The organism is Pontixanthobacter sp. CEM42 (assembly GCF_017812015.1).
GTDB lineage: Bacteria > Pseudomonadota > Alphaproteobacteria > Sphingomonadales > Sphingomonadaceae > Pontixanthobacter.
Genome location: NZ_JADQTN010000002.1, coordinates 146,513 through 168,978, shown reverse-complemented (window position 1 = coordinate 168,978; position 22,466 = coordinate 146,513). Strand labels below are relative to the sequence as shown.

25 protein-coding genes are annotated in these 22,466 nt (G+C 56.1%); 16 read left to right on the top strand and 9 right to left on the bottom strand.

All coding sequences use genetic code 11. The features are described from left to right. The first annotated feature begins 55 nt into the window (after positions 1 to 55). From J9777_RS10835 to J9777_RS10820, 4 genes are all read left to right on the top strand, one after another. The gene (locus J9777_RS10835; RefSeq protein WP_209348851.1) at positions 56 to 1,018 is read left to right on the top strand and encodes an ABC transporter ATP-binding protein; all 963 of its coding nucleotides are present in this window, start codon (positions 56 to 58) and stop codon (positions 1,016 to 1,018) included. Continuing rightward, the gene (locus J9777_RS10830) at positions 1,018 to 1,317 is read left to right on the top strand and encodes a putative quinol monooxygenase (protein WP_209348850.1); all 300 of its coding nucleotides are present in this window, start codon (positions 1,018 to 1,020) and stop codon (positions 1,315 to 1,317) included. Before J9777_RS10835 ends, J9777_RS10830 begins: the two co-directional genes overlap by 1 nt. A 15-nt stretch (positions 1,318 to 1,332) precedes the next feature. Continuing rightward, complete coding sequence (gene nadB / locus J9777_RS10825; protein WP_209348849.1) at positions 1,333 to 2,925, top strand: L-aspartate oxidase; 1,593 nt, start codon at positions 1,333 to 1,335, stop codon at positions 2,923 to 2,925. A gap of 248 nt (positions 2,926 to 3,173) precedes the next feature. Then, positions 3,174 to 4,055: an OmpA family protein gene (locus J9777_RS10820; protein WP_209348848.1), complete on the top strand. Its 882-nt coding sequence runs from the start codon at positions 3,174 to 3,176 to the stop codon at positions 4,053 to 4,055. Positions 4,056 to 4,103: 48 nt separating this feature from the next. Here J9777_RS10820 and J9777_RS10815 read toward each other — a convergent pair whose 3' ends face one another. The 3 genes from J9777_RS10815 to J9777_RS10805 form a co-directional block, all read right to left on the bottom strand. Continuing rightward, positions 4,104 to 5,273, bottom strand: coding sequence for an endonuclease/exonuclease/phosphatase family protein (locus J9777_RS10815; protein WP_209348847.1), 1,170 nt, complete (start codon positions 5,271 to 5,273; stop codon positions 4,104 to 4,106). Between the two features lie 112 nt (positions 5,274 to 5,385). Further along, a complete protein-coding gene (locus tag J9777_RS10810; protein ID WP_209348846.1) occupies positions 5,386 to 5,763 on the bottom strand; it encodes a DUF6768 family protein in 378 nt (125 codons plus the stop codon). Then, positions 5,760 to 6,314 (bottom strand): RNA polymerase sigma factor, encoded by a 555-nt coding sequence (locus tag J9777_RS10805; protein ID WP_209348845.1) that lies wholly within the window; start codon positions 6,312 to 6,314, stop codon positions 5,760 to 5,762. Before J9777_RS10805 ends, J9777_RS10810 begins: the two co-directional genes overlap by 4 nt. A 345-nt stretch (positions 6,315 to 6,659) precedes the next feature. On the opposite strand from J9777_RS10805, the gene J9777_RS10800 reads away from it, so the two are divergent. Both J9777_RS10800 and J9777_RS10795 read left to right on the top strand, forming a co-directional pair. Beyond that, positions 6,660 to 7,160 carry an energy transducer TonB gene (locus tag J9777_RS10800; RefSeq protein WP_209348844.1) on the top strand — a complete coding sequence of 167 codons (501 nt, stop codon included), beginning with the start codon at positions 6,660 to 6,662 and terminating at the stop codon, positions 7,158 to 7,160. Between the two features lie 185 nt (positions 7,161 to 7,345). Continuing rightward, on the top strand, positions 7,346 to 8,239 hold the full coding sequence (locus J9777_RS10795) for an alpha/beta hydrolase (RefSeq protein ID WP_209348843.1): 894 nt from the start codon (positions 7,346 to 7,348) through the stop codon (positions 8,237 to 8,239). Here the strand turns inward: J9777_RS10795 and J9777_RS10790 are convergent. Then, the gene (locus J9777_RS10790) at positions 8,236 to 8,793 is read right to left on the bottom strand and encodes a hypothetical protein (RefSeq protein ID WP_209348842.1); all 558 of its coding nucleotides are present in this window, start codon (positions 8,791 to 8,793) and stop codon (positions 8,236 to 8,238) included. The genes J9777_RS10795 and J9777_RS10790 overlap by 4 nt on opposite strands. Before the next feature lie 555 nt (positions 8,794 to 9,348). On the opposite strand from J9777_RS10790, the gene J9777_RS10785 reads away from it, so the two are divergent. From J9777_RS10785 to J9777_RS10755, 7 genes are all read left to right on the top strand, one after another. Then, positions 9,349 to 11,412: a ribonucleoside-diphosphate reductase subunit alpha gene (locus J9777_RS10785; protein WP_209348841.1), complete on the top strand. Its 2,064-nt coding sequence runs from the start codon at positions 9,349 to 9,351 to the stop codon at positions 11,410 to 11,412. 418 nt (positions 11,413 to 11,830) lie between these two features. After that, positions 11,831 to 12,010, top strand: a complete 180-nt coding sequence (locus J9777_RS10780; RefSeq protein WP_209348840.1) for a hypothetical protein — start codon at positions 11,831 to 11,833, stop codon at positions 12,008 to 12,010. A 107-nt stretch (positions 12,011 to 12,117) separates the two neighbouring features. Continuing rightward, on the top strand, positions 12,118 to 13,476 hold the full coding sequence (locus J9777_RS10775) for a GntP family permease (RefSeq protein ID WP_209348839.1): 1,359 nt from the start codon (positions 12,118 to 12,120) through the stop codon (positions 13,474 to 13,476). Between the two features lie 19 nt (positions 13,477 to 13,495). Further along, positions 13,496 to 13,798: a hypothetical protein gene (locus J9777_RS10770; protein ID WP_209348838.1), complete on the top strand. Its 303-nt coding sequence runs from the start codon at positions 13,496 to 13,498 to the stop codon at positions 13,796 to 13,798. 19 nt (positions 13,799 to 13,817) lie between these two features. Next, entirely contained in the window at positions 13,818 to 13,988 is a 171-nt protein-coding gene (locus tag J9777_RS10765) for a hypothetical protein (protein ID WP_209348837.1), read from the top strand. Positions 13,989 to 14,149: 161 nt separating this feature from the next. Then, entirely contained in the window at positions 14,150 to 15,214 is a 1,065-nt protein-coding gene (locus tag J9777_RS10760; protein ID WP_209348836.1) for a ribonucleotide-diphosphate reductase subunit beta, read from the top strand. A gap of 49 nt (positions 15,215 to 15,263) precedes the next feature. Further along, positions 15,264 to 16,829 (top strand): TIGR04141 family sporadically distributed protein, encoded by a 1,566-nt coding sequence (locus J9777_RS10755; protein ID WP_348631991.1) that lies wholly within the window; start codon positions 15,264 to 15,266, stop codon positions 16,827 to 16,829. An 18-nt stretch (positions 16,830 to 16,847) separates the two neighbouring features. Here the strand turns inward: J9777_RS10755 and J9777_RS10750 are convergent, their stop codons facing one another. Beyond that, on the bottom strand, positions 16,848 to 17,414 hold the full coding sequence (locus J9777_RS10750) for a hypothetical protein (protein WP_209348834.1): 567 nt from the start codon (positions 17,412 to 17,414) through the stop codon (positions 16,848 to 16,850). Positions 17,415 to 17,495: 81 nt separating this feature from the next. Here J9777_RS10750 and J9777_RS10745 point away from each other — a divergent pair, with 81 nt between their 5' ends. Next, on the top strand, positions 17,496 to 18,065 hold the full coding sequence (locus J9777_RS10745; protein ID WP_209348833.1) for a DUF4440 domain-containing protein: 570 nt from the start codon (positions 17,496 to 17,498) through the stop codon (positions 18,063 to 18,065). A 199-nt stretch (positions 18,066 to 18,264) separates the two neighbouring features. On the opposite strand, the gene J9777_RS10740 is transcribed toward J9777_RS10745, so the two are convergent. After that, positions 18,265 to 18,771 (bottom strand): hypothetical protein, encoded by a 507-nt coding sequence (locus J9777_RS10740; RefSeq protein ID WP_209348832.1) that lies wholly within the window; start codon positions 18,769 to 18,771, stop codon positions 18,265 to 18,267. Between the two features lie 94 nt (positions 18,772 to 18,865). Here J9777_RS10740 and J9777_RS10735 point away from each other — a divergent pair, with 94 nt between their 5' ends. Beyond that, positions 18,866 to 19,849 carry an SMP-30/gluconolactonase/LRE family protein gene (locus tag J9777_RS10735; RefSeq protein ID WP_209348831.1) on the top strand — a complete coding sequence of 328 codons (984 nt, stop codon included), beginning with the start codon at positions 18,866 to 18,868 and terminating at the stop codon, positions 19,847 to 19,849. 46 nt (positions 19,850 to 19,895) lie between these two features. On the opposite strand, the gene J9777_RS10730 is transcribed toward J9777_RS10735, so the two are convergent. Then, positions 19,896 to 20,123, bottom strand: coding sequence for a DUF2282 domain-containing protein (locus tag J9777_RS10730; RefSeq protein ID WP_245228780.1), 228 nt, complete (start codon positions 20,121 to 20,123; stop codon positions 19,896 to 19,898). A 238-nt stretch (positions 20,124 to 20,361) separates the two neighbouring features. Then, positions 20,362 to 21,018, bottom strand: coding sequence for a hypothetical protein (locus tag J9777_RS10725; RefSeq protein ID WP_209348830.1), 657 nt, complete (start codon positions 21,016 to 21,018; stop codon positions 20,362 to 20,364). A gap of 39 nt (positions 21,019 to 21,057) precedes the next feature. Here J9777_RS10725 and J9777_RS10720 point away from each other — a divergent pair, with 39 nt between their 5' ends. Beyond that, positions 21,058 to 22,011 (top strand): sulfotransferase domain-containing protein, encoded by a 954-nt coding sequence (locus J9777_RS10720; protein WP_209348829.1) that lies wholly within the window; start codon positions 21,058 to 21,060, stop codon positions 22,009 to 22,011. Here the strand turns inward: J9777_RS10720 and J9777_RS10715 are convergent. Beyond that, positions 22,008 to 22,427, bottom strand: a complete 420-nt coding sequence (locus J9777_RS10715) for a hypothetical protein (protein ID WP_209348828.1) — start codon at positions 22,425 to 22,427, stop codon at positions 22,008 to 22,010. The genes J9777_RS10720 and J9777_RS10715 overlap by 4 nt on opposite strands. Positions 22,428 to 22,466: the final 39 nt, after the last annotated feature.

The window sequence follows — 22,466 nt, the reverse complement described above, 5'->3', positions numbered from 1 at the left end:
AATGCTGGCGGTTCGCTCTTTACTGCTTGGCGGTATCCGCATTAGGGCGATCGGTATGAGCACGCCTCCCGCAATCCAGATCCGTGACGTCGTCAAACGCTATGCCAATGTGGGTGGGGGCGTGAAGGGGGAGGAAGGAAAGCTCGCGCTGAAAGGCGTCAGTTTCGATGTGCCTGAGGGCGGTATTTTCGGCCTGCTCGGCCCTAATGGTGCGGGTAAATCGACACTGATTAATGTGCTCGCCGGACTGGTGACCAAGACCAGCGGTTCGGCTGAAATCTGGGGCTTTGACATTGACGAGCAGCGCCGCAATGCGAAGCGCGCCATCGGCATTGTGCCGCAGGAAATCGTTTTCGATCCATTCTTTACGCCATACGAAGTGCTGGAGAACCAGGCGGGTTTTTACGGCATTGCCAAGAGCCTGCGCCGCTCGGAAAAATTGCTCGAAGCAGTCCATCTCGCAGATAAGCGCGATGCCTATGCGCGGACTCTATCGGGCGGAATGAAGCGGCGGCTATTGATTGCCAAGGCGATGGTTCACTCGCCGCCGATTTTGGTGCTTGATGAGCCAACTGCTGGCGTTGACGTTGAGCTGCGCCGCTTGCTGTGGGAACTGGTGCAGGAACTGAACGCCGATGGTGTCACGGTCGTACTAACCACGCACTATCTCGAAGAGGCGGAGCAGCTGTGTGATCGGATTGCGATTATCAATCACGGCGAGTTGATCGCCAACAAACCGACCCGTGAAATGGTTGATATGGCACGCGAGAAGATTGTTGCTGTGACAGTCGGAGCCGATCTGAGTGCGGCGCCCGTACATGATGCTTTCGTAAAATCCGAACTGGCTGGCGAGCGCGGCGTCGAAGTCACCTACGACAAGGATAAGCTCACCGCCGGGCAGGTGCTCGCGATTCTGCAGGAGCAGGGTCTGACCATCGAAGATGTGACAACGCGTGAAGCCGATCTGGAAGATGTGTTTGTCTCGCTGACAAGCGAAGCTGCGAAGGGGCCCGCCTGATGCTGCTCGTCATCGGCACAGTCCGCATGCCGCCCGAAAACCTCAACGAAGCGCGCTATGCGATGCAGGAAATGATCGAGGCGAGCTTGGAAGAAGAAGGCTGCCAGGCCTATTCCTATTCTGAAGATGTGCTCGAACCGGGTCTGATCCATGTCGCCGAAATTTGGCGCGACCGAGAGGCTTTGGAAGCACATTTCGAAACCGAGCACCTGCTCGAATGGCGCGCCAATTGGGACCGGTTTGGTATCCACGACCGCGATCTACACCTGATCGAAGCGGGTGCGGCGGAGCAGCTATAAGATGAGGGCAACGCGATGAAATATGACGTTCTAATCATCGGTTCCGGCGCGGCTGGGCTTACTGCTGCGCTTGCGTTGGCTGAACACAAGAAGGTTCTGGTGCTCGCCAAGGGCGGCCTCAACACTGGCTCGACTGCTTGGGCGCAGGGCGGCATTGCGGCGGTTCTTGATGCGGGCGATACGTTCGACAATCACATCCACGATACGATGCGCGCGGGTGCGGGCCTCAACCGTCAGGAAACTGTCGAGTTTGTGATCGAACGCGCACCGCGTTCTATCGAGCGGCTGGTTGAGCTGGGCGTGCCTTTCAATCAGGATGGGCTTGATGGGAAAGGGGGCGATCTGCATCTGACGCGCGAAGGCGGGCACTCGCATCGCCGGATTGTGCATGTGAACGACGCGACTGGCTGGGCGGTGCAGGAAGCCTTGCTGAAAGCGGCAGAGGCCAATCCCAACATCACCATGCTGGCGGGCCGCGCTTGTGTCGATCTGATTACTGGCCGCAATGCGGAGGATTACTCAGGCTCTGGCCGCGTCTGGGGTGCTTATGCGCTCAATCAGGAAACGGGCGAGGTTGAAACCTATACCGCGACAGCCACGATCCTTGCCGCTGGCGGCGCAGGCCGTGTCTATCAATTCTCGACCGCTCCACGCGGCGCAACAGGTGATGGCATTGCCATGGCGTGGCGTGCGGGTGCGCGGGTTTCCAATATGGAAATGATGCAGTTCCACCCGACTTGTCTCTACAATCTGGAGGTCAAAAATTTCCTGATTACCGAGGCTGTGCGCGGCGAGGGCGGTCATCTGCTTCACCCTGAAACTGGTCACCGCTTCATGGCGGATTATGATCCAGAGCGGATGGAGTTGGCCCCACGCGATGTTGTGGCGCGAGCGATCGATGACCAGATCAAACGCTATGGCCTCGATTATGTGCATCTGGATATTAGTCACGAAACGCCCGAATTTGTGACGGGCCACTTCCCGACCATTCACGAGAAACTGATGGGTCTCGGTATCGATATGACCAAAGGTCCGATCCCGGTGGTCCCGGCGCAGCATTATACCTGCGGCGGTGTGCTGGTCGGGCTCGATGCGCGGACCGATTTGCCTGGCCTATGGGCAGCGGGTGAAGTGACTGAAAGCGGGCTGCATGGCGCGAACCGGTTGGCCTCGAACAGTCTGCTAGAATGCTTTGTATTCGGCGAAGCCGCGGCGCGGGACATTCTGGGCCGGTGGGATGAATTGCTGACTCCGCCCGACATCAAGGAATGGGACGAAAGCCGTGTAACCGACTCTGATGAGGAGGTTGTGGTCAAGCAGAACTGGACAGAAATCCGCCGCTTTATGTGGAACTATGTCGGCATCGTGCGCACCACCAAACGGCTGGAGCGCGCCCGCAACCGTATCCGTATGCTCACTGAAGAGGTGGAGGACTATTACGGTCACTTCCGCGTCACGACCGATCTGATCGAGCTGCGCAATCTACTGCAAGCGGCAGAGCTGATCGTGAACTCAGCGCTCGAACGACACGAGAGCCGCGGGCTACATTATACGCTGGATTATCCAGAAACAGCAGATGTCGCGCGGGACACGGTGCTTGTTCCCTAAAGCAGTCGCGAAACCCGTATCGGCTTTTGCGCATTAGAAACGTTTCATCGCATCTCAACCCCGAGTTAACCTGATACTCGCATGCTGCGCAGGAACCTTTCCAGCGCCTGCGAGGTTTAGCGCAACAGTCACACGCTTATCCCGCGTGTGGCGGGGGTACCGACAGCCGGGGTTGCATTCAGGGGCCGGTGTAATGATAGACGCCGCGAGTAATTTGAACGGCTGACAAAATTTGAAGGAGTACCGCAATGAAATTCACATCCACGAACTCGAAACTTTTCCTGCTGTCCGCCGCGATGGCGATACCGATGTCTGTCGGCGCATCCGCGCAAGAGCAGGAAGCACTCGAAGGTGAGTACCGCGCGACCGTTTACGGGTCGATTCCGGGCGATTTGTCCGAACTGGAAGAGGGGCCGGAAATCGAAGGCTTTATCTCTGCGCGCGCAGATGACCGGATCCAAATTACATCGGTTGATGGCACACGCACCGAAGTTCGTATCGGTGAGGCCACTGTCGTCAAAGCAAGCGGCGGGTTCCTCGGCCTTGCCCGCAAGTCGCTCGGCGCAGATGCGCTACTCAATGGTTTGCCGGTTGAAGTCGAGACGGTTCAATGGGGCCGTGCGCTCGTGGCCAGTCAGGTTGATCTGAAAAACAAAGATATGAAAACCGCCGCAATGATCCGCAGCGGTACCGAGCAAGGCTTTGCCGAGCAGACTGCAGCTACGGATGCCCTCCGTGGCCGTGTTGGCGATATCGATCAGTACAATCTGAAAGATACGACCAATGTCTATTTCGATACCGGCATGGCCAACCTGTCCGAGCAGGACAAAGCCAATCTGTGTTCGACCGCTGCGAAAGCCGACGCGATGGACAATGCGCTGATGCTGGTCGTGGGTTACACTGACTCGACCGGCAGTCAGGACGTGAACCAGCGCCTTAGCGAGAAGCGCGCAGGCCGCGTGGTAAACTATTTGCAGCAGGCTTGCGGTTGGAAGCCTTACCGTATGCTTACCCCCACGGGCATGGCCGAAGCCGATCCGGCGGCGGATAACAACACTGATTACGGTAAGTCCCAGAACCGCCGTGTTGCGGTAAATATCCTCGTCAGCAAAAGCGTCGACGGACTTTGATTAAGGTGGGGTGGGCTGCGTGCTCACCCCATCTCACAACAACTCCGACTATTCGTCCTCATCCTTTTTGAAATCGGCGAGAGGTTTCTCCTTCGGCCTGAGGCTGAGGAGATAGTCCTTTGCAAAGTCGACTTTGAGCTCAACCCAGATGGGTTTGTGATCCGAGATCTGGAAGCTGCGCCAGAATTTCAGATAGTAATCTTTCCGTGCGGCTGCGATTTTTTTGTCGTTCCACACAAGCGGCTTTCCGGCCTTGTCAGCCGCCTTCTGCGCGCGCGCTTTGACTTGGGCGACATGTTTGCCTTCTTTCGCAGGTGTGATCAGCCCGGGCGTTTTCTTCGCCTGCGCGGCGCTACCGCGATAGTCTTCGTGGTCCCCTGCGGCGAAGACATGCTTTTCAAAGTCAAACACGCCAGCATCGCCAAGTTCCAGCATCTTGTTTTTCACTTTCAGCGCGATCTGATCATAGGGGTTTTCGCCCTTCAGAGTCGTTCCAACCCGCATGAGTTCTTCGTGCATTGTGAAACCCTGATCGGTCAGCGCTTTCATCGTGTCATCGGATTCAGAAACGATATTGAAATCGCCCAGCAGGATATAGTCTTCGGTTTCCTTCTTCTGGCGTTTGTTCACGAACTTCGCCAGATCGCTGATTTCCTTAACGCGCCGCTCTTTGCCGTCGGATCCTGATCCGAAATACATGTGTACGGTGCACAGGTTGAACTTGAACCAACCGGCTTGGAACGCAGCCAAAAACGGCGTGCGCGCGAACTGACGGTCCTTCGTGCCGGGGAGTACAACTTCACCGGCAATATGCCCGAATGATATGCGGTGTTTGTTATAGACGAACGCCATACGTTCTTGATTGCCGCTACTCCCTTCGGTGGTATCGGTTACCATGTAATCCCAATCCCGCTTGCCCAAAAAGCTGACCAGCTTCTTTAGCGGTTTGAGGCTGCGGTTGATTTCTTGAAGCGCGACGATGTCGAATGCAGAAATTATCTCGGCAAGATAGAGATAGCTCTCGTCCAACCGCGGCCCGTGGCCAAATTTGTTGTTGTCGAAATCACGCAGATTCCAGGTCGCGAGCAAGATCGACCCTTCGCCGCGCTTCGCTTTGACTTCGGTCTGAAGCGCAGCGCGCAATTTGATCAAACGATCAATTGCGCGCCGTTTCGTTTTCGGACTGCTCCAGTAGCGGATAGAAGAATATTGAACCACGTGCCATCTCCCAAGATTATATTGAGTAGAGTAGGGCGACCAATTCTATCATCTCAATTAATTGGTACGGGACACTAATATGGCATTGCTCCGAATATCAACCCTACCGCGCTTAGCGCGACCGCGCCATTTGCAGTTCTAACCGTTTCACTTCGCGGATAACGCGGTTGGCTTGAAGGGTAGGCCACATGGTTAGTTTGGTTAGAGTGGCAAGGATCAGCAGTGTCGCAGAGGGGATACCCCAGCGGAGCGCTTCGAGCGTATCAGTCGCACCGAAGAAGCGCACAGCCATCCACATAGCGGCGATGAACATAATCAATTGCGCTGCCATCAACAGCCAGCTGATCCAGCCAATCGGTCCGCCGAATACACCCCATACTTGTTGGAAGTAGCCGGGCTCCTCGCCAATCGCGCCTAGCAATTCGCGCTCCTCTGCATTCAGCGCCTCGTCGATCATCCGGTCGAGGTCGTCTGTGGTATTGGTGCTCATGATCGTTCTCCTTCTGGGGTTAGTATCGTGCGCAGCTTCTTCCGCGCATTCATCAATCTGGTTTTGACTGTCCCTGCCGGGACAGCGAGCGCGACGGCGACTTCGGCGACGCGCAGTCCCTCGAAATGGTAGAGCGCGATCGCGGCACGCTCACCTGATGGCAATTGGCGGATCGCGGCGCGCAAGAGGCCGATTTCTGACGGCTCATCAGGCGCACTTACGGGCTCGCGCGGTTCGTTCTCTATCGCTGTTTTCAACTCGCGCGCTTTAACCAGCGATCCTATCTCGCGATTGCAGGCCCGCGAGACGATCCGGAACGCCCAAGCAGCGAATGCCCGCTCCTCGCGCAGTTTGGGGAGTCCGCGGATGATTTCACCCCACGCGCTTTGTACCGCATCATGTGCCAGTTCACGGTCGCCCGTCAGCCGCCACGCATGCGCGACCAGCTTGGGATGCCAGCGCCGCACCAATTGGGTAGCCGCCTGACGGCTTCCCGCACGCGCATCCGCCACAAGATATTCATCGAGTATCTTGGCAGCGCTGGCACTCATCCGTTTGTGTCTCCTTCGGAATGTAAGTGCGGCCTATGGCCAGTTTGGTTCATTCGAGAGCGAAATTTTCCTCATCAATCAATCTTAGCCGAGAGTCGCCATCGTTGCGATTTTGTAGCTAATGCAACTTATCGGACGGAATCCGGCGCTCATCTGAATATTTCTGACACAGGCCGATCTCGGTTTGAAATAATCCGCCACAACTGCATCTTGCTGTGTGGGAGCGGAGATCAGTGATCTTTCGCCAACCCGATCGACCATTAATGCCGCTGCAACAGTGATGGGACTGTGCTGTGCGTGCTGGTCAATTGTGGCCGATCATCCACATAAACAAAGGATGATCCAATGAGTACTCTTATGAAAACAGGCTTGGCTCTGGGCCTTGCCGCTTCGCTCACACCTATTGCTGCGAACGCTGGTGCTACCCCGAGCCAAGACATCGTGGTCCGCTCGCAAAGCGCGATGGAGCAATGGGCAAGCGACACAACGCGCGATCTGAACCGGCAGCTCAATATCGGTGCCAAGCACAAAAATCTCGGTTCTGCGCAGGGCATTGTCCAGGTGCGTTTTGAAACCGATGCGAGCGGCAAGCCGGTCAATCTGGAAGTCTATCGCAGTTCGGGCAACCCTACTGCTGACCGCACTGCGACCTGGGCCGTGCGTCGGCTCGACGGCTTGAATGATGCGCCAGTGAACAACGCTGCGGGCGCTAGGTTTCAAGCCAACATCATCTTTGCCAACACGCGAGCAGACAAGCAGCGCTTCGTAGCCGAGCTGGCGACAAGCGAGCGTGTCCGGCTCGCACGATCTGTTGCCGAGAGCGAGGTTATCTCACTCGGTTCGTGATCCAGCCTGATAGGCCTGACAAACCTCTCGCCGCGTGAGCATTATGCATGGTGCTTGGGCGGCGATTGCGTTTGCCTCGCGGACAGTGAAGATGATCGGGCTTGGGTCTGCTGCCAATTTGTAGCATAGGGTCCGTTCGTTTTTGCAACGGGCTCTAAAATGGGCCGCACTGACAGGACAGATAGATGCCGCAGATCACCGCCAATGGAATCCCGCTCGAATATGAAGACTACGGTGATCCGGCGCATCCCCCGATCCTACTGATCATGGGCTTTGGCGCGCAATTGACGTTGTGGCCAATCGAACTGGTCGAGGCATTGGTCGAGCGCGGCTTTCGCGTCATCCGGTATGATAATCGCGATGTCGGTTTGAGTCATAAATTCCACGGAGTGAAGGCTCCCGGGATCATCAAAATGACAATCCTGAACAAGTTCGGGATTACCCCGAAGGTTCCCTATACGCTGGAAGATATGGCCAATGATGGCGTTGGTCTGCTCAACGCGCTTGGTTTGGAAAGGGCGCATATTGTCGGTGCCAGCATGGGCGGAATGATCGCGCAGCATGTCGCGGCCAAACATGCCGACAAGGCGCTGACCTTAACGTCCATATTCTCGACCACCGGAAACCCGAAACTACCGGCTGCCAAGAAAGAGGCGATGAAGGTTCTGATCACGCGGCCCGCCAGTCTGGAAGAAGAAGTGATGGTCGATCACGGCGTGAAGCTGGCGCGGACCATCGGTAGCCCCGGCTATCCTGCCGATGAAGAGCGCTTGCGTGATCGGGTGCGTGTAAGCGTTCGCCGCAGCATCTATACCGAAGGCCCGACGCGGCATCTTTCAGCGATTGTGGCTGATGGTGACCGGCGCGAAATGCTCAAAGATGTCGCAGTCCCGACATTGGTTCTGCATGGCGAAGACGATCCGTTGGTCCCTGTTGAGGGCGGCCGCGACACTGCCGCAAACATCCCGGGCGCCAAGCTGAAAACGATTCCCGGCTGGGGTCACGATCTGCCGATGGAGCTGGTTGATACGATTGCTGATGAAATCGCGGGTCATGCGAAGGGCGCAGTGCCGGCTTAGTTATTGCCCGCGCGACCTGCGGCGATATTGTCGAAGACTTCGCCCGCGTCTCGGCGAAGAGCATTTGCCTCTGCTGTCCAACACTTTAGATGTTTAGAATGTCTTTGCGTTCGGCCTGCCCACCTCAAAGCGATGCTCGGCATTCCTCCATTGGTTATAATCATATAGTCAACGCTGTCTGGATCGGCATCGCATTTAGCGTCAAACAATCCGTTCGTATCAGCTTTCGCCGCTGCATCGCGCAATCGATCAAGTTGCTCGACTGAGAGGCGCCCGCTCGCATCTTGCGTCCAGTTTTGACGGAGATAGTCTTCGTTGTGTGGGTTCGAAGTGTCGCTTGGTCCGGCACGAACAATATACCGCCCTGTATCGAGATTGATGTTGGCTATTGATGACGGATGCCACTCAGAATGGTCAATCGAAACCCGGAGGCGATTTGTTTCACCGAAGTGGACCGAACTGCATCCCGACGTAAGCAATGCCAATGCGACAAACACTACCGTGCTGTTGCGCTCCGCCCAATTGGTGATTCGATTCAGTGTTCCGTCCAGCATTTACCAGAACTCCAATAGCGCGAACCAACGGCTTGGTGAGATGATACAGAAATGACCCCAAGAATGAACTAAAATTGCGCGCCTCGATTCGTTTGATTCAAACCCCCAAAAATCACTTTTCCCGCGAAATATTTTTTCACGGATTCATTTTTAGGCTTGCGCGATTCACAACCCTAGGAGTTCTGCCGCGTCGCTGCGTTGCAACAGACTAACACACCCCACATTTTGTGGCACTCGGCATGGTTAAATACTATTTACCCTCTTGCGTCCGAGTCCCTCTTGATTCAGTATCTAGTGGTTCGGTTAATGGTAACACCTACTAGATCGTGTTGTTTTGGCTGCGTGCGGGGATCACGCAGGAGGGGACGATTCGGTCAAAAGCAGTGGGCTTCATAGATCGGGCAAAACAGGACTGTGGGTAGAACGGGGATAAGTAATTCACCTTTAGCCACGCAAAAAATGCTAGGTGGGACGCTTCCCGCCGAATCGAACGGAAGTGGAACATCGGAGCAAGCGCTGCGTTGTTCAAACAATGGATACGGGGCGGAAAAAATAATGGAATTTAGAACTGGGGACGACGCGGCCATGGGTCTTGAGCAAGAAGCTGGAAATACTCTCACCCGTGACGACAGCGCACCCGCCAAGAAGCCCCAAAAGGCGCGAGAGCAAGCAAAGGCGAAAGCAGCAGTGACAATGGACAAGACAGATGCGGGTTCGGAAGAGCTTGTGGCCGAAAAGGCCGGCGAAGCGCTGACCGAGGCGATGAAGGCCGCCGCTGCCCCTGTCGATGACAGCAAGAAGGTCAACGACCGCCGCTTTACAGTTGTCACTGATGAAAGCCGTGATGAACTGCTGACCGAGTTCGGCAAAGAAACGCTGATCGATCGCTATTTGCTGCCCGGTGAAAGTTTCCAGGATCTGTTTGCGCGCGTTGCAGACGCCTATGCCGATGATCAGGAGCACGCCCAGCGTCTGTATGATTACATCAGCCGTCTGTGGTTCATGCCTGCGACGCCTGTACTTTCGAATGGCGGCACATCACGCGGCCTGCCGATTTCCTGCTATCTGAATTCCGTGTCTGACAGCCTCGATGGCATTGTCGGCACATGGAATGAGAACGTGTGGCTTGCGTCCAAAGGTGGCGGCATCGGTACCTATTGGGGCAATGTTCGCGGTATTGGTGAACCGGTTGGCCTGAACGGCAAAACTAGCGGTATCATTCCCTTCGTACGCGTGATGGACAGCCTGACACTGGCAATTTCGCAAGGCTCGCTGCGGCGCGGCTCGGCGGCATGCTATCTTGATATCTCGCACCCCGAGATCGAGGAATTCCTCGAAATCCGTAAGCCTTCGGGCGACTTCAACCGTAAAGCGCTCAATCTGCACCACGGCGTTCTGCTGACCGACAAATTCATGGAAGCAGTTCGTGCGGGCGAGAAGTTCGAACTGCTCTCTCCCAAGACCGGCGAAGTGCGCGGCGAAGTCGATGCGCGTTCGCTGTTCCAGAAGCTGGTTGAAACCCGCCTCGCAACGGGTGAACCCTACATCGTGTTCAACGACACGGTGAACCGGATGATGCCGAAGCACCACCGCGAGCTGGGCCTGAAAGTGTCGACATCGAACCTGTGCAGCGAAATCACGCTGCCAACGGGCATCGACCATCTCGGCAATGACCGTACAGCAGTCTGCTGTCTGTCCTCGCTCAACCTTGAAAAATGGGATGAGTGGAATGGCGAAAAAGACTTCGTCGAAGACGTGATGCGGATGCTCGACAATGTCCTGCAGGACTATATCGACCGTGCGCCTGAAGAAATGGCCCGCGCCAAATATTCGGCCATGCGTGAGCGTTCGGTTGGCCTGGGTGTCATGGGCTTCCACTCTTTCCTCCAGCAGAAGAACCTGCCGCTTGAAGGCTCCATGGCGAAAGTTTGGAACCTGAAAATGTTCAAGCACATCAGCGGCAAAGCCGAAGAAGCCAGCATGATGCTCGCTAAAGAACGCGGCCCGTGCCCCGATGCTGAAGAAATGGGCGCGATGGAGCGTTTCAGCTGCAAAATGGCGATTGCGCCGACTGCATCGATCTCGATCATTTGCGGTGGAACCAGCGCCTGTATCGAACCGATCCCGGCCAACATCTACACGCACAAAACCCTGTCGGGCAGCTTCATCGTGAAGAACCCGTATCTTGAGAAAGTGCTGCGCGAGAAGAGCAAGGATTCCACCAATGTGTGGAACTCGATTCTCGAAAATGGCGGCAGCGTCCAGCATCTCGACTTCCTCAGCGACGAGGAAAAAGCCACCTTCAAGACCAGCTTCGAAGTCGATCAGCGGTATTTGCTCGAATATGCCGCAGATCGCGCGCCATTCATCGATCAAGCGCAGAGCCTCAACCTGTTTATTCCGGCTGACGTCGATAAATGGGACCTGATGATGCTCCACTTCCAAGCATGGGAGAAAGGCATCAAGTCGCTCTATTATCTCCGGTCCAAATCGATCCAACGCGCTGGTTTTGCCGGCGGTGTAGAGGCGGATAACACCGCCGATGCTCCAGAGATCGAACTGAAGGCCGAGCTTGGCGAGCAGCAGACCGATTATGAGGAATGCCTGAGCTGCCAGTAATCTGCAGCCGCTAAGGTTTCGCGAGTGAGCGAGAACGACCCCTCCGAAAAGGCCGAAACACCGACACTTCATGTCACGTGGCTCGGCCTTTTTGCTTTCGTTGCATTGTTGGTCCTCTGGTTTTTCGCAACTTTCATGCTTGCTTCTGTTTTGGGAGTGAACTCCGCATGTCTTGACTTGCGAACTTACCGAAGCAGTCTGATTGAATTGCCTTTCTGCTCGCTGAAGGCCGGACCCAGCGGTTGGTTCTATCTTGCGTGGTGGATACTCCCTTTTTGGGGAATGCGGGTTTATCTGAATCGCAAATTGGGTCGAAATGGAAAGAGTACGCAACCAAAGAGCTGACAATTCCGTCCATTGGCATTGCGCTCACACTTGGGCGCTGGCAGTAATCCAAAGCTAAGAGGGGAAGTAAGATATGACTATTCTAAGCGGCCTGTTTGTACTGCTGGCGATCACCTTCGCCTCGATAGCCGTGGCGTTCTTACGGATGCCGCAATTGGTCGATCCGAAGCTAGGCCGCGTGACCGCGATCCTGTTTATCGTCGCGGCGGTACTGTTTGTGCTGATCGGCTTTCTCGGTTTTGGCGGCGGCTGATCTGCGCGAACAATTGGCAAGTGGGACATACTCCACTTGGCAGCGCACCAATCTTCATGTCTAACAACGACCACTAGCCATTCTGCGCTAGGCGGGGGAGCTAACGCATGATCGGAATTCTTGGCCTATTTCTTGGAATGGGCCTGCTCATCTTCCTTGCTCTGCGCGATGTGAATATCATCTTCGCATCGGTCATTTGTGCGCTGATTGTGATCGCGACCAACGGACTGCCCTTCGCGGATAGTATCAACCAGACATTCCTGTTCGGCGATCTGGGCGCATTCACTTTTGCCGGGCGGTTCTTTCTGCTGTTTGCCGCGGGAGCGATGTTCGGAAAGATCATGAGCGAGAGCCACGCCGCAACCAGCATCGCGATGGCGTTGGTCAATGCGCTGGGCGCGCAGCGAGCGCTGTGGATCACAGTGCTGTCGGGCGCGCTCCTCACCTATGGCGGCGTCGTGGTATTCGTAGTGATCTTCGCGATGTATCCGCTGGGCTTGCGGCTGTTCCAAGCGGCTGATTTACCCAAGCGATTGTTCTGTGGTGCGATTGCTCTGGGTGCGGGGACCTTCACGCTGACCGCACTGCCCGGAACGCCATCGATCCATAATGTTATTCCGACATTAAAGCTGGGCACTGATCTGTTTGCCGCGCCGCTGCTCGGCATCTTTGGTGGTGCGATGATGTTCATCCTCGGCATGGCCTATCTCGAGCGCGAGCGCCGCATAGCTAAGGCCAATGGTGAGGGCTTTGTCGCGGGGCCCAATGACTCGATCCCGAGCATGGAAAGCATCGCCAAAGATGTGCCGCATTGGGGGCTTGCTCTGGTCCCGCTGGTGCTGGTGATCGGAACAATTCTTTCACCGCGTCTGGCGACAATCGCGGGAGCAAGTGCAGACACGCCGTGGATTGCCTTTGCCAGCAGTCAGCCGATTCTGTGGCCATCCATCGCGCTGGCGTTGGCGAGCGTCGTCGCCGTCCTGATCTTCGCGACGGCGCGCCGTAACGCGATCCGCCTGATGGGCATCGGGACGCAGGATGCGATCATCCCGCTGCTCGCCACATCGGCCGTGATCGGGTTCGGTGGCGTGGTGGCGCAAACCGAAGGGTTTGCCGCATTTACTCAGGCAATTGTCGGAGCCGACTTGCCGCCGCTGGTGTCGATGTTTGCAGCCGCCAGTACGATTTCGGGCATCACCGGATCATCCTCGGGCGGCTTGCAGATATTCATGGCGACCTTCGCCGATTCCTATCTGGCGTTGGGCGTTTCGGCGCAGGAATTGCACCGGTTGGTTGCCATGGCCAGTGGAGGGTTCGACTCGTTGCCACATTGCGGGGCAGTGATTGTGTTGCTGCAGATCACGCAGCAAACGCATAAGCAGGCCTATAAGGATATCGGTGTGGTAACGGTGATTGTGCCGGTCGTGGCGACCTTGCTAACGCTGGGTCTGGCGATGATTATCTAGCGCTACGGAGGAAACGGCCATGGACAGAAAATACAGCATTCTCATCGCGACCGGATTGATCCTCGCGCTGCCCCTGTTTTTGGCGGGCTGCGCCTCGCAAATTGACGCGGGCGTTGCAAAAGAAGCGGGAAGCCCCGGTTTCTGGTGGGGCCTGTGGCACGGCTTTATCTTCCCGTGGTCCTTCATCGGTTCGCTCTTCAACCCTGACATTGCAGTCTACGCCGTGCCCAATCGCGGCGGCTGGTATGATTTCGGGTTCTTCCTCGGCGTAACGGTACTCGGCGGCGGATCATTCTTCGGATCTAAGAAAAGCCGCAGCTAAGGGCCTTCGATAGAGCGGCATGATCGAAATTATCTTCCTGACCTGCGCGGCCTTGGCGCTGCTTATTCTCGGCTATGTCTTTTGGGGCGGAGTCGGGCGCAAGCGGAAGAAGATCGGGCGTGAGTTCGGCCTGCTGGCCTATGCCGGCGCAGCCTATGTCGTATGGGTGCTGTTCGAGAAATTGACCTAGCCGTCCGCAAATCCTCTCTCGAGAATCACGCGCACTTGCATCCGCTGCAATGCAAGCAAAAACTCTCCCCAATTTTTGCGAAATAAACTTCACGCTTGCACTCGCAATGCGAGTCTGATTCTGTATGGTCGCACGCTGATCAAAATGTGAAGGACCACAACATGTCGTTGCTCGAAGCCAGAAAGACCTACAAGCCCTTTGAATATCCATGGGCCTATGATTTCTGGAAACGCCAACAGCAAATCCACTGGATGCCGGAAGAAGTTCCGCTGGGGGAGGACTGCCGCGACTGGGCGCAGAACCTGACCGATCACGAGCGGAATCTGCTCACCCAGATCTTCCGCTTCTTCACTCAGGCCGATGTCGAGGTGCAGGATTGCTACCACGATAAATATGGCCGCGTGTTCAAACCGACCGAAGTCAAAATGATGCTCGCCGCGTTCTCCAATATGGAAACCGTGCACATTGCGGCATACTCGCATTTGCTCGACACAATCGGCATGCCCGAAAGCGAATATGGCATGTTCCTCGAATATGAGGAGATGAAGGCGAAGCATGATTACATGCAGGATTTCGGCGTCGATAATGACGAAGATATCGCCCGCACGCTCGCCATGTTCGGAGGCTTTACCGAAGGACTGCAACTGTTCGCCAGCTTCGCGATGCTGATGAACTTCCCGCGCTTCAACAAGATGAAGGGCATGGGCCAAATCGTCAGCTGGTCGGTCCGCGATGAAAGCCTCCACTGCGAAGGCATCATCCGTATGTTCCACGCGTTCAATGAAGAGCGCGGCTGCCTGACCAAAGCGGTCAAGGAAGACATCATCGATTGCTGCCAGAAAGTCGTCCGTCTGGAAGACGCCTTTATCGATCTGGCGTTCGAGGACGGCCCCGTTCCCGGCATGACCGCGAAGGAAATCAAGAAATATATCCGCTACATCGCCGACTGGCGCCTTAGCCAGCTGGGCCTGCCGGAGATTTACATGGTCGAGGATCACCCCCTCCCATGGCTCGCCCCGCTGCTCAACGGTGTGGAGCACGCCAACTTCTTCGAAACTCGCGCGACCGAATATTCGAAAGGCGCAACCAAGGGCAATTGGCAAGACGTGTGGAGCAGCTTCGACAACCGCAAGAAAGCGAAAGCCGCGAACGAGGAAGACAGCACCGAGGATGACGGCCCCGATATGTTCGGCGGAGAAGGCGGGGAGCCTGTTGCGGCGGAGTGATTCGGGCGCATAGTTTTGTTATTATTTAAATATCTGTTAAGTTCGATGAATGTCAGATCGTCGAACTTTGAATTTGCGTATCCTCAAGGAAGAGATTCTAGATCCCCTAGAGGCAATGAAAACGAATTCTTCATTGGCCGAAATACAAGTGCCGGGAGAGAACTTTCGTTTTTTCGCTGGCAGAGCCTATTCTAATCGGCCAAAATGGCGGAAGTTCTTTCCTCAGCCAGTGCAATTAGAATTGAATAGTTTGCGTGGTGAAGCCCCGGCGGGTGTATTATTTTGCCGCGCGACTACGAGCAATCTGGAAAATGTTAGGTGGTTAGCGCTCTGCTTTGGCGGTGGGTATTTCTCGTTAGATATTGACAAATTTGAACCGCATTTTGGAATGCGGGTAGCTTTGGCGAAATCTGGCGAGCGGGCACTTCGCAGCGTCGACTTCAGAAGGCCGGAAGAAGGCACTCTTGTGTCCAGAACACAAAGTAGCCGACCGACAGGGATCTTCGGATTTGGCTTCGACGCGCACAACTCGATTCTGAATGCGATATCAACATTGGCGGAGGACGCTTCCTTCGGGTCGACGATGAGTGGTGCTGACGCTTTTAAACTGACGACCGAGGTTGACTTCAATAGTCTCGGATCCAAGTTGACTGAGATACTTGACGCTTATTACGCTGATTTACCACCAGAGATTGCCGAGTGGTGCGGGAATATTATTCCTGTGAGAGACACGAGCGTGAAAGCACTACTCGACGAAGAGCTGGTGAATACCATTAACTCTGGCGAAACAGACTTAGTGCACTTGGCACCGCCTGAGATTTTTGAAAATGGGTCGCTCGAAACAATCAAATTTACCGGGCAAGGCCGACGAGGGCCCTTCATCAGTTTGTCTGTGTCCAACTACCTTCAAGTTCGGAACTCAGTCAGTCTCGATCAAATGCGTTCAGACAAGGTCAAAATTCAAACCGAAAATTCAGAAGATTACTTCGACAGATGGACTGTCTATAAATGCCTTTCTGCTGAGATTGATCTGGACGAGGAAAAGTACGTCTTAACGGCTGGCCAGTGGTACCAAGTTGCTGGCGACTACGTAGCGTCGATCAATCAGCAAGTTGCCGCTATTCCAGACTGCGAATGGCCTCTGCCTGACTACGCATTCGGGACGACCGAGGGCGATTACAACACCAGTGCAGCAATCGACGACGACGGCTTACACTACTATGATAAGGATCTTGTGACCTTCAAAGGCGAGCGAGGCAGGATCGAATTTTGCGACCTACTTTCCGATGACAAACATATCATCCACGTCAAGAAACGGACTTCTTCTTCAACGCTGAGTCACGTATTTCAGCAAGCCTTTGTGTCTGCTGAGGCCTTTCTCGAATACCCTTTGCTGAGAGAACAAATGAGAGAAGCTCATCCTGATATGGATGAGCTCATACCTGAAGCTAGGCCGACCACTGAGGACTACAAAGTAGTTGTAGCGATTATGGATGAAGGGAAAAGCTATTTTCCCTTTCTCTCTAAAGTGGGCATGGCAGGGTTAGCAAAGAACCTTCGCCGTATGGGCTATCAAGTTCGGTTGACATGGATAACGGCTAGTGATCCCAACTGAAGTCTAGGTGATGTACCGTTACACCCAGCGCCCTTTAGGCGCCGCATAACTATCCACCCGCCGCTCCGGCTTTTCGTGCCAGCCGACATTCACGGCCCATAGTTTCGGATAAAAATAGAGCTGGCCGAATTCCAGATTGTCGCGGATCCAGCGCGCCAGAATTTGCCAATCGCCTTCGTTCGGATGTGCGTCTGCGAAGGCGGGGATGACGATGCAGGCCATTGCGCCTTTGTGGCCGTTCGCGTCGAGCCGATCCCAGATATGGCCCGCATAGTTCGACTCGTTGCTGGCGCAATTATAGCCTGCCTTACCCTCCGCCTGCATCCGGTTGCCGAGCGCGTTGACCTCGCAGCTGCGATACGCGCTGCGGATCGTGATCCGGCCCCAGCGTTCCTGAATCGGCTCAAGCAAATCCTCGCACAGCCGTGTGCCCGTCTCGATAGCCAGATCGGGATCATCGGGAGTATTCGCCAGCCCGTGTATCTGGGCAATCTCCGAATGCAGCATATCGCGCATAAAGAAGTGCTTCGACAGCCGCACACGGCCCAAAGTGTCGAGTGTGGAAACGCTGGTGGGTTTGCGCATCGGCGCGGGCTCCTCTGCAAATGTCCTTGTATCATATCGCCGCAGCTGTATTATTCAAGCAACACACGTCGGAGAACCCCCATGCTTACCTCAACCCTTCTCGCACTCGCCCTCCAAGCCACACCCGCCGTTGCGGAAGTTCCGGTGCCAATGCCCGCAGACACAGAGGTTCAGCAGCGGATCGAGGCCGCCGACGCCAAGCTGTTCTACGCCGCGTTTGAGGGATGCACGCCCGATGTGCTGACCGATATGATGCTGCCCGATTACCGGATGATCCATGACAAAGGCGGGCTGGTCGCCGATAGCCGCGAGGCGTTTGTTGGCGCGATCCGGCAGGGCTGCGTTGACCGTGCGACCGGCGGGAAAAATGAAGGCTATAAAAACCGCCGCCTTGCCGTACCGGGCACGCGTACGTTTCGCCGGATGGGCGAGTGGGGTGTGGTCGAGAATGGCGACCATGTGTTCTTCGAACTGCGCGAGCGACCTGCGGGCGCGCTGGGCTCAGACGATCCGGGCGGTCCCGACTGGGTGCTGGTCGGCGGGGCAAGCTACACCCATGTGTGGCAATGGATGGGCGGCGAAGGCAAATTCCGCCTGTCCGAAAGCATCAGCTACGATCACGGCGCGGCGCTGCCCTATCCTCCGGAGTAGACAAACGGCGCAGATTGGCGTTTGGCCTGTCCTACAGACCGGCACCTATGCCATCATCGGCGGATGAATACTGCGCGCCTCATCTCTCACTCCGGTCATCTTTCGGGCCTCATATCGGCCCAGAAATTTCCCTTTAGGACCCTGTTCCATGTGTTCCATCTGTTCAGTCTAAATTCCGCCAAACTGAACGGATGGCAGACTATACGCTTGCCGCTGCCGACTTCAGCAACGTCTTCGCGTAGAATCGGTGGAACGGCATCAGCGCTTTCACCAATGCGCCATCGGGCTTTCGCACGCCGCTGCCGAAATAGAGGCGGGTCCTGCCGGATAGGTCCTCAACGCAAAGCCAGCTGCAGGTCCGCTGCTGGAAATCGCGCATCAGGATTTCGGTGTTGGTGCGCGCCTCGACGGTCCATGCCGCGAATTCTTCGGTTTCACCCGCCGCCAAGGCACGCACATCGCCGCCGCCCGAGCCTTTTCCTATAGCATGCAGGATCCAGCGTTCGGGCCGAAACGCGGCGCTGTTGTAGAAGGCGATGACATATTCTTCCAAAGAGACGGCGCGCGGAACCTCGGCAATGAAGCAATCGGTATAGTCGGCGGACGCACATCCCGCCGCAAGCAGACTGCCCGATGGGAGCGCGCGAGATTGGATGTCGGTCATGCCCAAAGTGTACTCCCAGCCATCGCGGGCGACCAGTGACATGGCCGCGACTTTACTTGCATTGCATGCAACTCATCCGCCGGTTTGCGCGGGTGGCGAGAATAGGATCTACGCGCTACGCAGAGGTTGGAGGTTCATGATGAAACATGCTGCTTTGCTGCCCGTGCTCGCTATGCTGGCCTCCTGCGCGACGCTGCCGAACGAGCAGGCCTATCCAGTGGAGCCCATTCTCTTTACCGATCAGTTCGAAGCGGCGGAGGGCATCACGTTCAACGGTGCCGGGGAACTCCATGTCGGCGCGAACCGCGCGGTTTGGCGGCTCGATACAGAGGGTAATGCGGTGAAGCTGGCCGATCTCGACAGCAATCTGGGACAGGCTGGTATCGGTGCGCGCGATGTGCTGGCGGCAGATTTCGGGCCGACCAATATTTTCAATAATGGCGATGAGCAGGAGCTGGACGGCAAAGTCTTTCGCGTTGCGCCCGATGGGACCAGAACCGTGGCAGCGCAGGGTATTCATGACCCCAACGCGATATTGGTTTTGCCTGACGGTAGTTTTCTGGTCTCCGATGACGGTCTCGATGCAATCTACCGTGTGCCTGCAGGGGCCGGGCAGGGTGCGGTAGCAGAATTGTGGACGAGTGGTGTGCCGTTCCCCAATGGCATGGTGCTTTCACCTGATAATCGGACGATCTGGGTCGCGCAGATATTCTCTCAAGTCGGGCCCGTTATCCTCGACGGTAAGCTATGGGCAGTTGAATTGAACGAGGATATGAGCGCGGGTGAAGCGCGCATGGTGTCCGAACTGGTCGCGGGCGGCGTGAAGGCTAAAGGAGCGGACGGACTCGCGATTGATGCGCGGGGCCGCGTCTATGTTGCTGACAACAATAATGGACGGGTGCTGCGCTATGACCCGGCGGCCAAAGACGGTGAAAGCGCGGTGATCGTGATCGCTGCAGGCATGCCGCATATCGCCAGCCTGGTGTTTGGCGAGGGCGAGTTTGACCATCTGTCGCTCTATGCCACCACAACGTTTCGCGGTGGCGGCGATATCTGGCGTATCCCGGTCGGCGTGCGCGGGCTGGAAGTGCTCAGGCAGGAAGCCCCTGTTCGGCGGTAGTCCCTGCGCCGTGCGGCTTCGCGCCGAACGCAGGGACCAGATCCCCTTAGGCTATCGCTTCGAGCGAGCCTTTGCCGTTGGGCGTTTCGATTTCGAGGCAGGTACCTGCATCGACATATTTCCAGGCATTGCCCTGATAGTCGGTCGTGCTGGTGCCTTGGCAACTGGTGCCGGGACCGGCGGCGCAATCGTTCTTGCCCGCTTTCGCAACGCCATAGCATTTCTCTTTGTCGCCATCTGCAGACACATCGGTCATCGCTTCTTCGCCGCTCATTTCGGTCGCAGCAGATGCGTCCGCCATCGTGTCGCCTTCCATGGCTTTCTCTTCGGCAGCCTGCGAACAGCCAGCAACCGCAAGGCCTGCCAGTAGCGCGGCGGTGAATGCTTTGTTGGATGTGGTACTCATGTGAAATTCTCCATCGAATGAACCGGAGCACGCACGAAATTATGCCCACCCCGAATCCGGGTTCGCTAGGGAGTATCAAAAGGTTACAGATCGAAGCCGCGAGAGGCTAAAATCCCCACGGCGCAGGCGGTGCGTCGACCGGATTGGTCAGATCGAAGATGACGCGGAAGTTGCGATCTTCGGGCGCGCCGCGTTCGGTGCTGCGTTGGAGGTGATACACATATTGCGCATTGTCCGTTCCAGCAGGATCGACCGAGACCGACCAGATATTAGTGACCGAGACGTCCAGCCCCTCGCGTTTGAACATGTCGATACTGAACTGATCGACCGGGAAATCCTGCTTGGTCGCAGTCCCGGCATCGGCAGTGTCGCCGCCATACATGGTTACGTCGTCGCTTTCACCGTCTTCGTGCCGGTGGTCATGTTTGAGGCGTATTCCTGTTTTGGAGCCGTTCCCGGTCCGGGTAAACACCCAGGTGCGCGAGCGGTTCCATTCCGCACCAGCCTGCTTGATATGGAACGGAACCGTGATCTGTTCGTCGCTGCATGTTCGGACATGCATCAGCATTTCTGCGCCCTGCATATCGGTGTCAGCTTCGTCATTGCTAACCAGCTTGCCTTGGTAGGCGTTGTCGCAACGGCTGGAGAGTGCCGCCCAGAACTGATCTTGCGGTGAGGCTTCTGGCGGCGGCTCGGCACCCTGCGAACAGGCGATGAGCGAAAACGGGGCGAGCAATGCGACGAAGGCAGTGTTTTTTGTCATACCGCCCTCTTGGCAGACCGGTGGGCAGCGGGCAATCATATGCGGATTGCGAATGGAGAAGGCAAAGGTAATGCGATGACCGATCATGGCGAGCACTCATCAGGCCGTGCACGGTCCTTCGCAGAGCTTGTGCAAGTGCTGCCCAAGACTGGCCCGTCGCAAGAACAGATATCTGCTTCCAAACCTTACAATCCACAAAGCAGCGATGTGATAATAACGCCGTTTGGCAAATGCGGCACCACGATGATGCAGCAGATGTTCCATCAATTGCGTATGGCACCGCATGGCGGTGATATGGATTTTGACGACATCAGCCGCGTAGTCCCATGGATCGAGACGGCGCCCGAGCTGGAACTCGATATCAACGCCGAGCAACGCGCCAAACCGCGCGGGTTCAAGAGCCACTTACACTATGAGGGCCTGCCACCCGGATTGCGTTATGTGGTGACGTTGCGTCCGCCCGATGAGGCTTTGGTTTCGCTCTATCATTTCTTCAGTGGTTGGTTCTTTGACCCCGGGACTATCTCGATTGAGGAATTCGTTCCGGTTTGGCTTTGGGAGCGCCCCGATAGACCCAATTACTATACTCATCTGCTCAGCTGGTGGGCACGTCGGGATACGCCGGACACGCTGCTGACGGACTATCGCGCGGTACTGAAAAACAAGCGCGATGCGATCCGCCGCCTTGCCGACTTCTGCGACATCGCGGCAGATCAGGCAGCCATTGATCTCGTTGAAAACCGCACCAGCCGCGACTTTATGATGGAGCACAAAGCGCCCTTCGCCGACCCAATGATGCGGCGAATGACGTTCGAAAAAGCAAACCTTCCTATGGACAGCGATTCTGCCAAGATCCGCGCGAAAGATGCAGAGCGGGTGCCGCTGCCCAAATCAGTGTTTGATCAGCTTGACGCGATATGGGCAGAGCAAGTTGAGCCGGTGACAGGCCATTCGAACTACGCAAGTCTGGTTGCCGCACTGACTCGCGATTAATCGCACCAACCGCCGCGTTCGAAGCCCCAGCCGGATTCTTGCGCCAGCTTTTTTTCCAGCATTGCGTCCGATAGCCATTCATTGGCACGCTTTAACGCGCGTAGCTCTCGGCCATATTGGTCATATGGTGGATCGTCGCCACCGCTCATCTGGAATGGGTCCGCGTTTAGCCAATCGCGCAATCCGTTGCGAGATTGTTTGGCGAGCGCGATTTCAGCTGGGCATTCGCCATTCAGTTCGGGCGCATTATAGCCGGTAATCCGGATTTTGCGCCGTCCAATCATGAATGTGTCGCCATCAATCACGCAGGCCTGCGAACCGCGTTCTCCACATAGGGTGAAGCGCGTATCCACCCGCTCCCATTCGCCCGCTGGCCAGTACCAAATGATCGCAGAGGCGGCAGCGATGACAAGCAATGTAATGAGCTGGACCCCGAGGTTTCTTTTTCGGCCGCG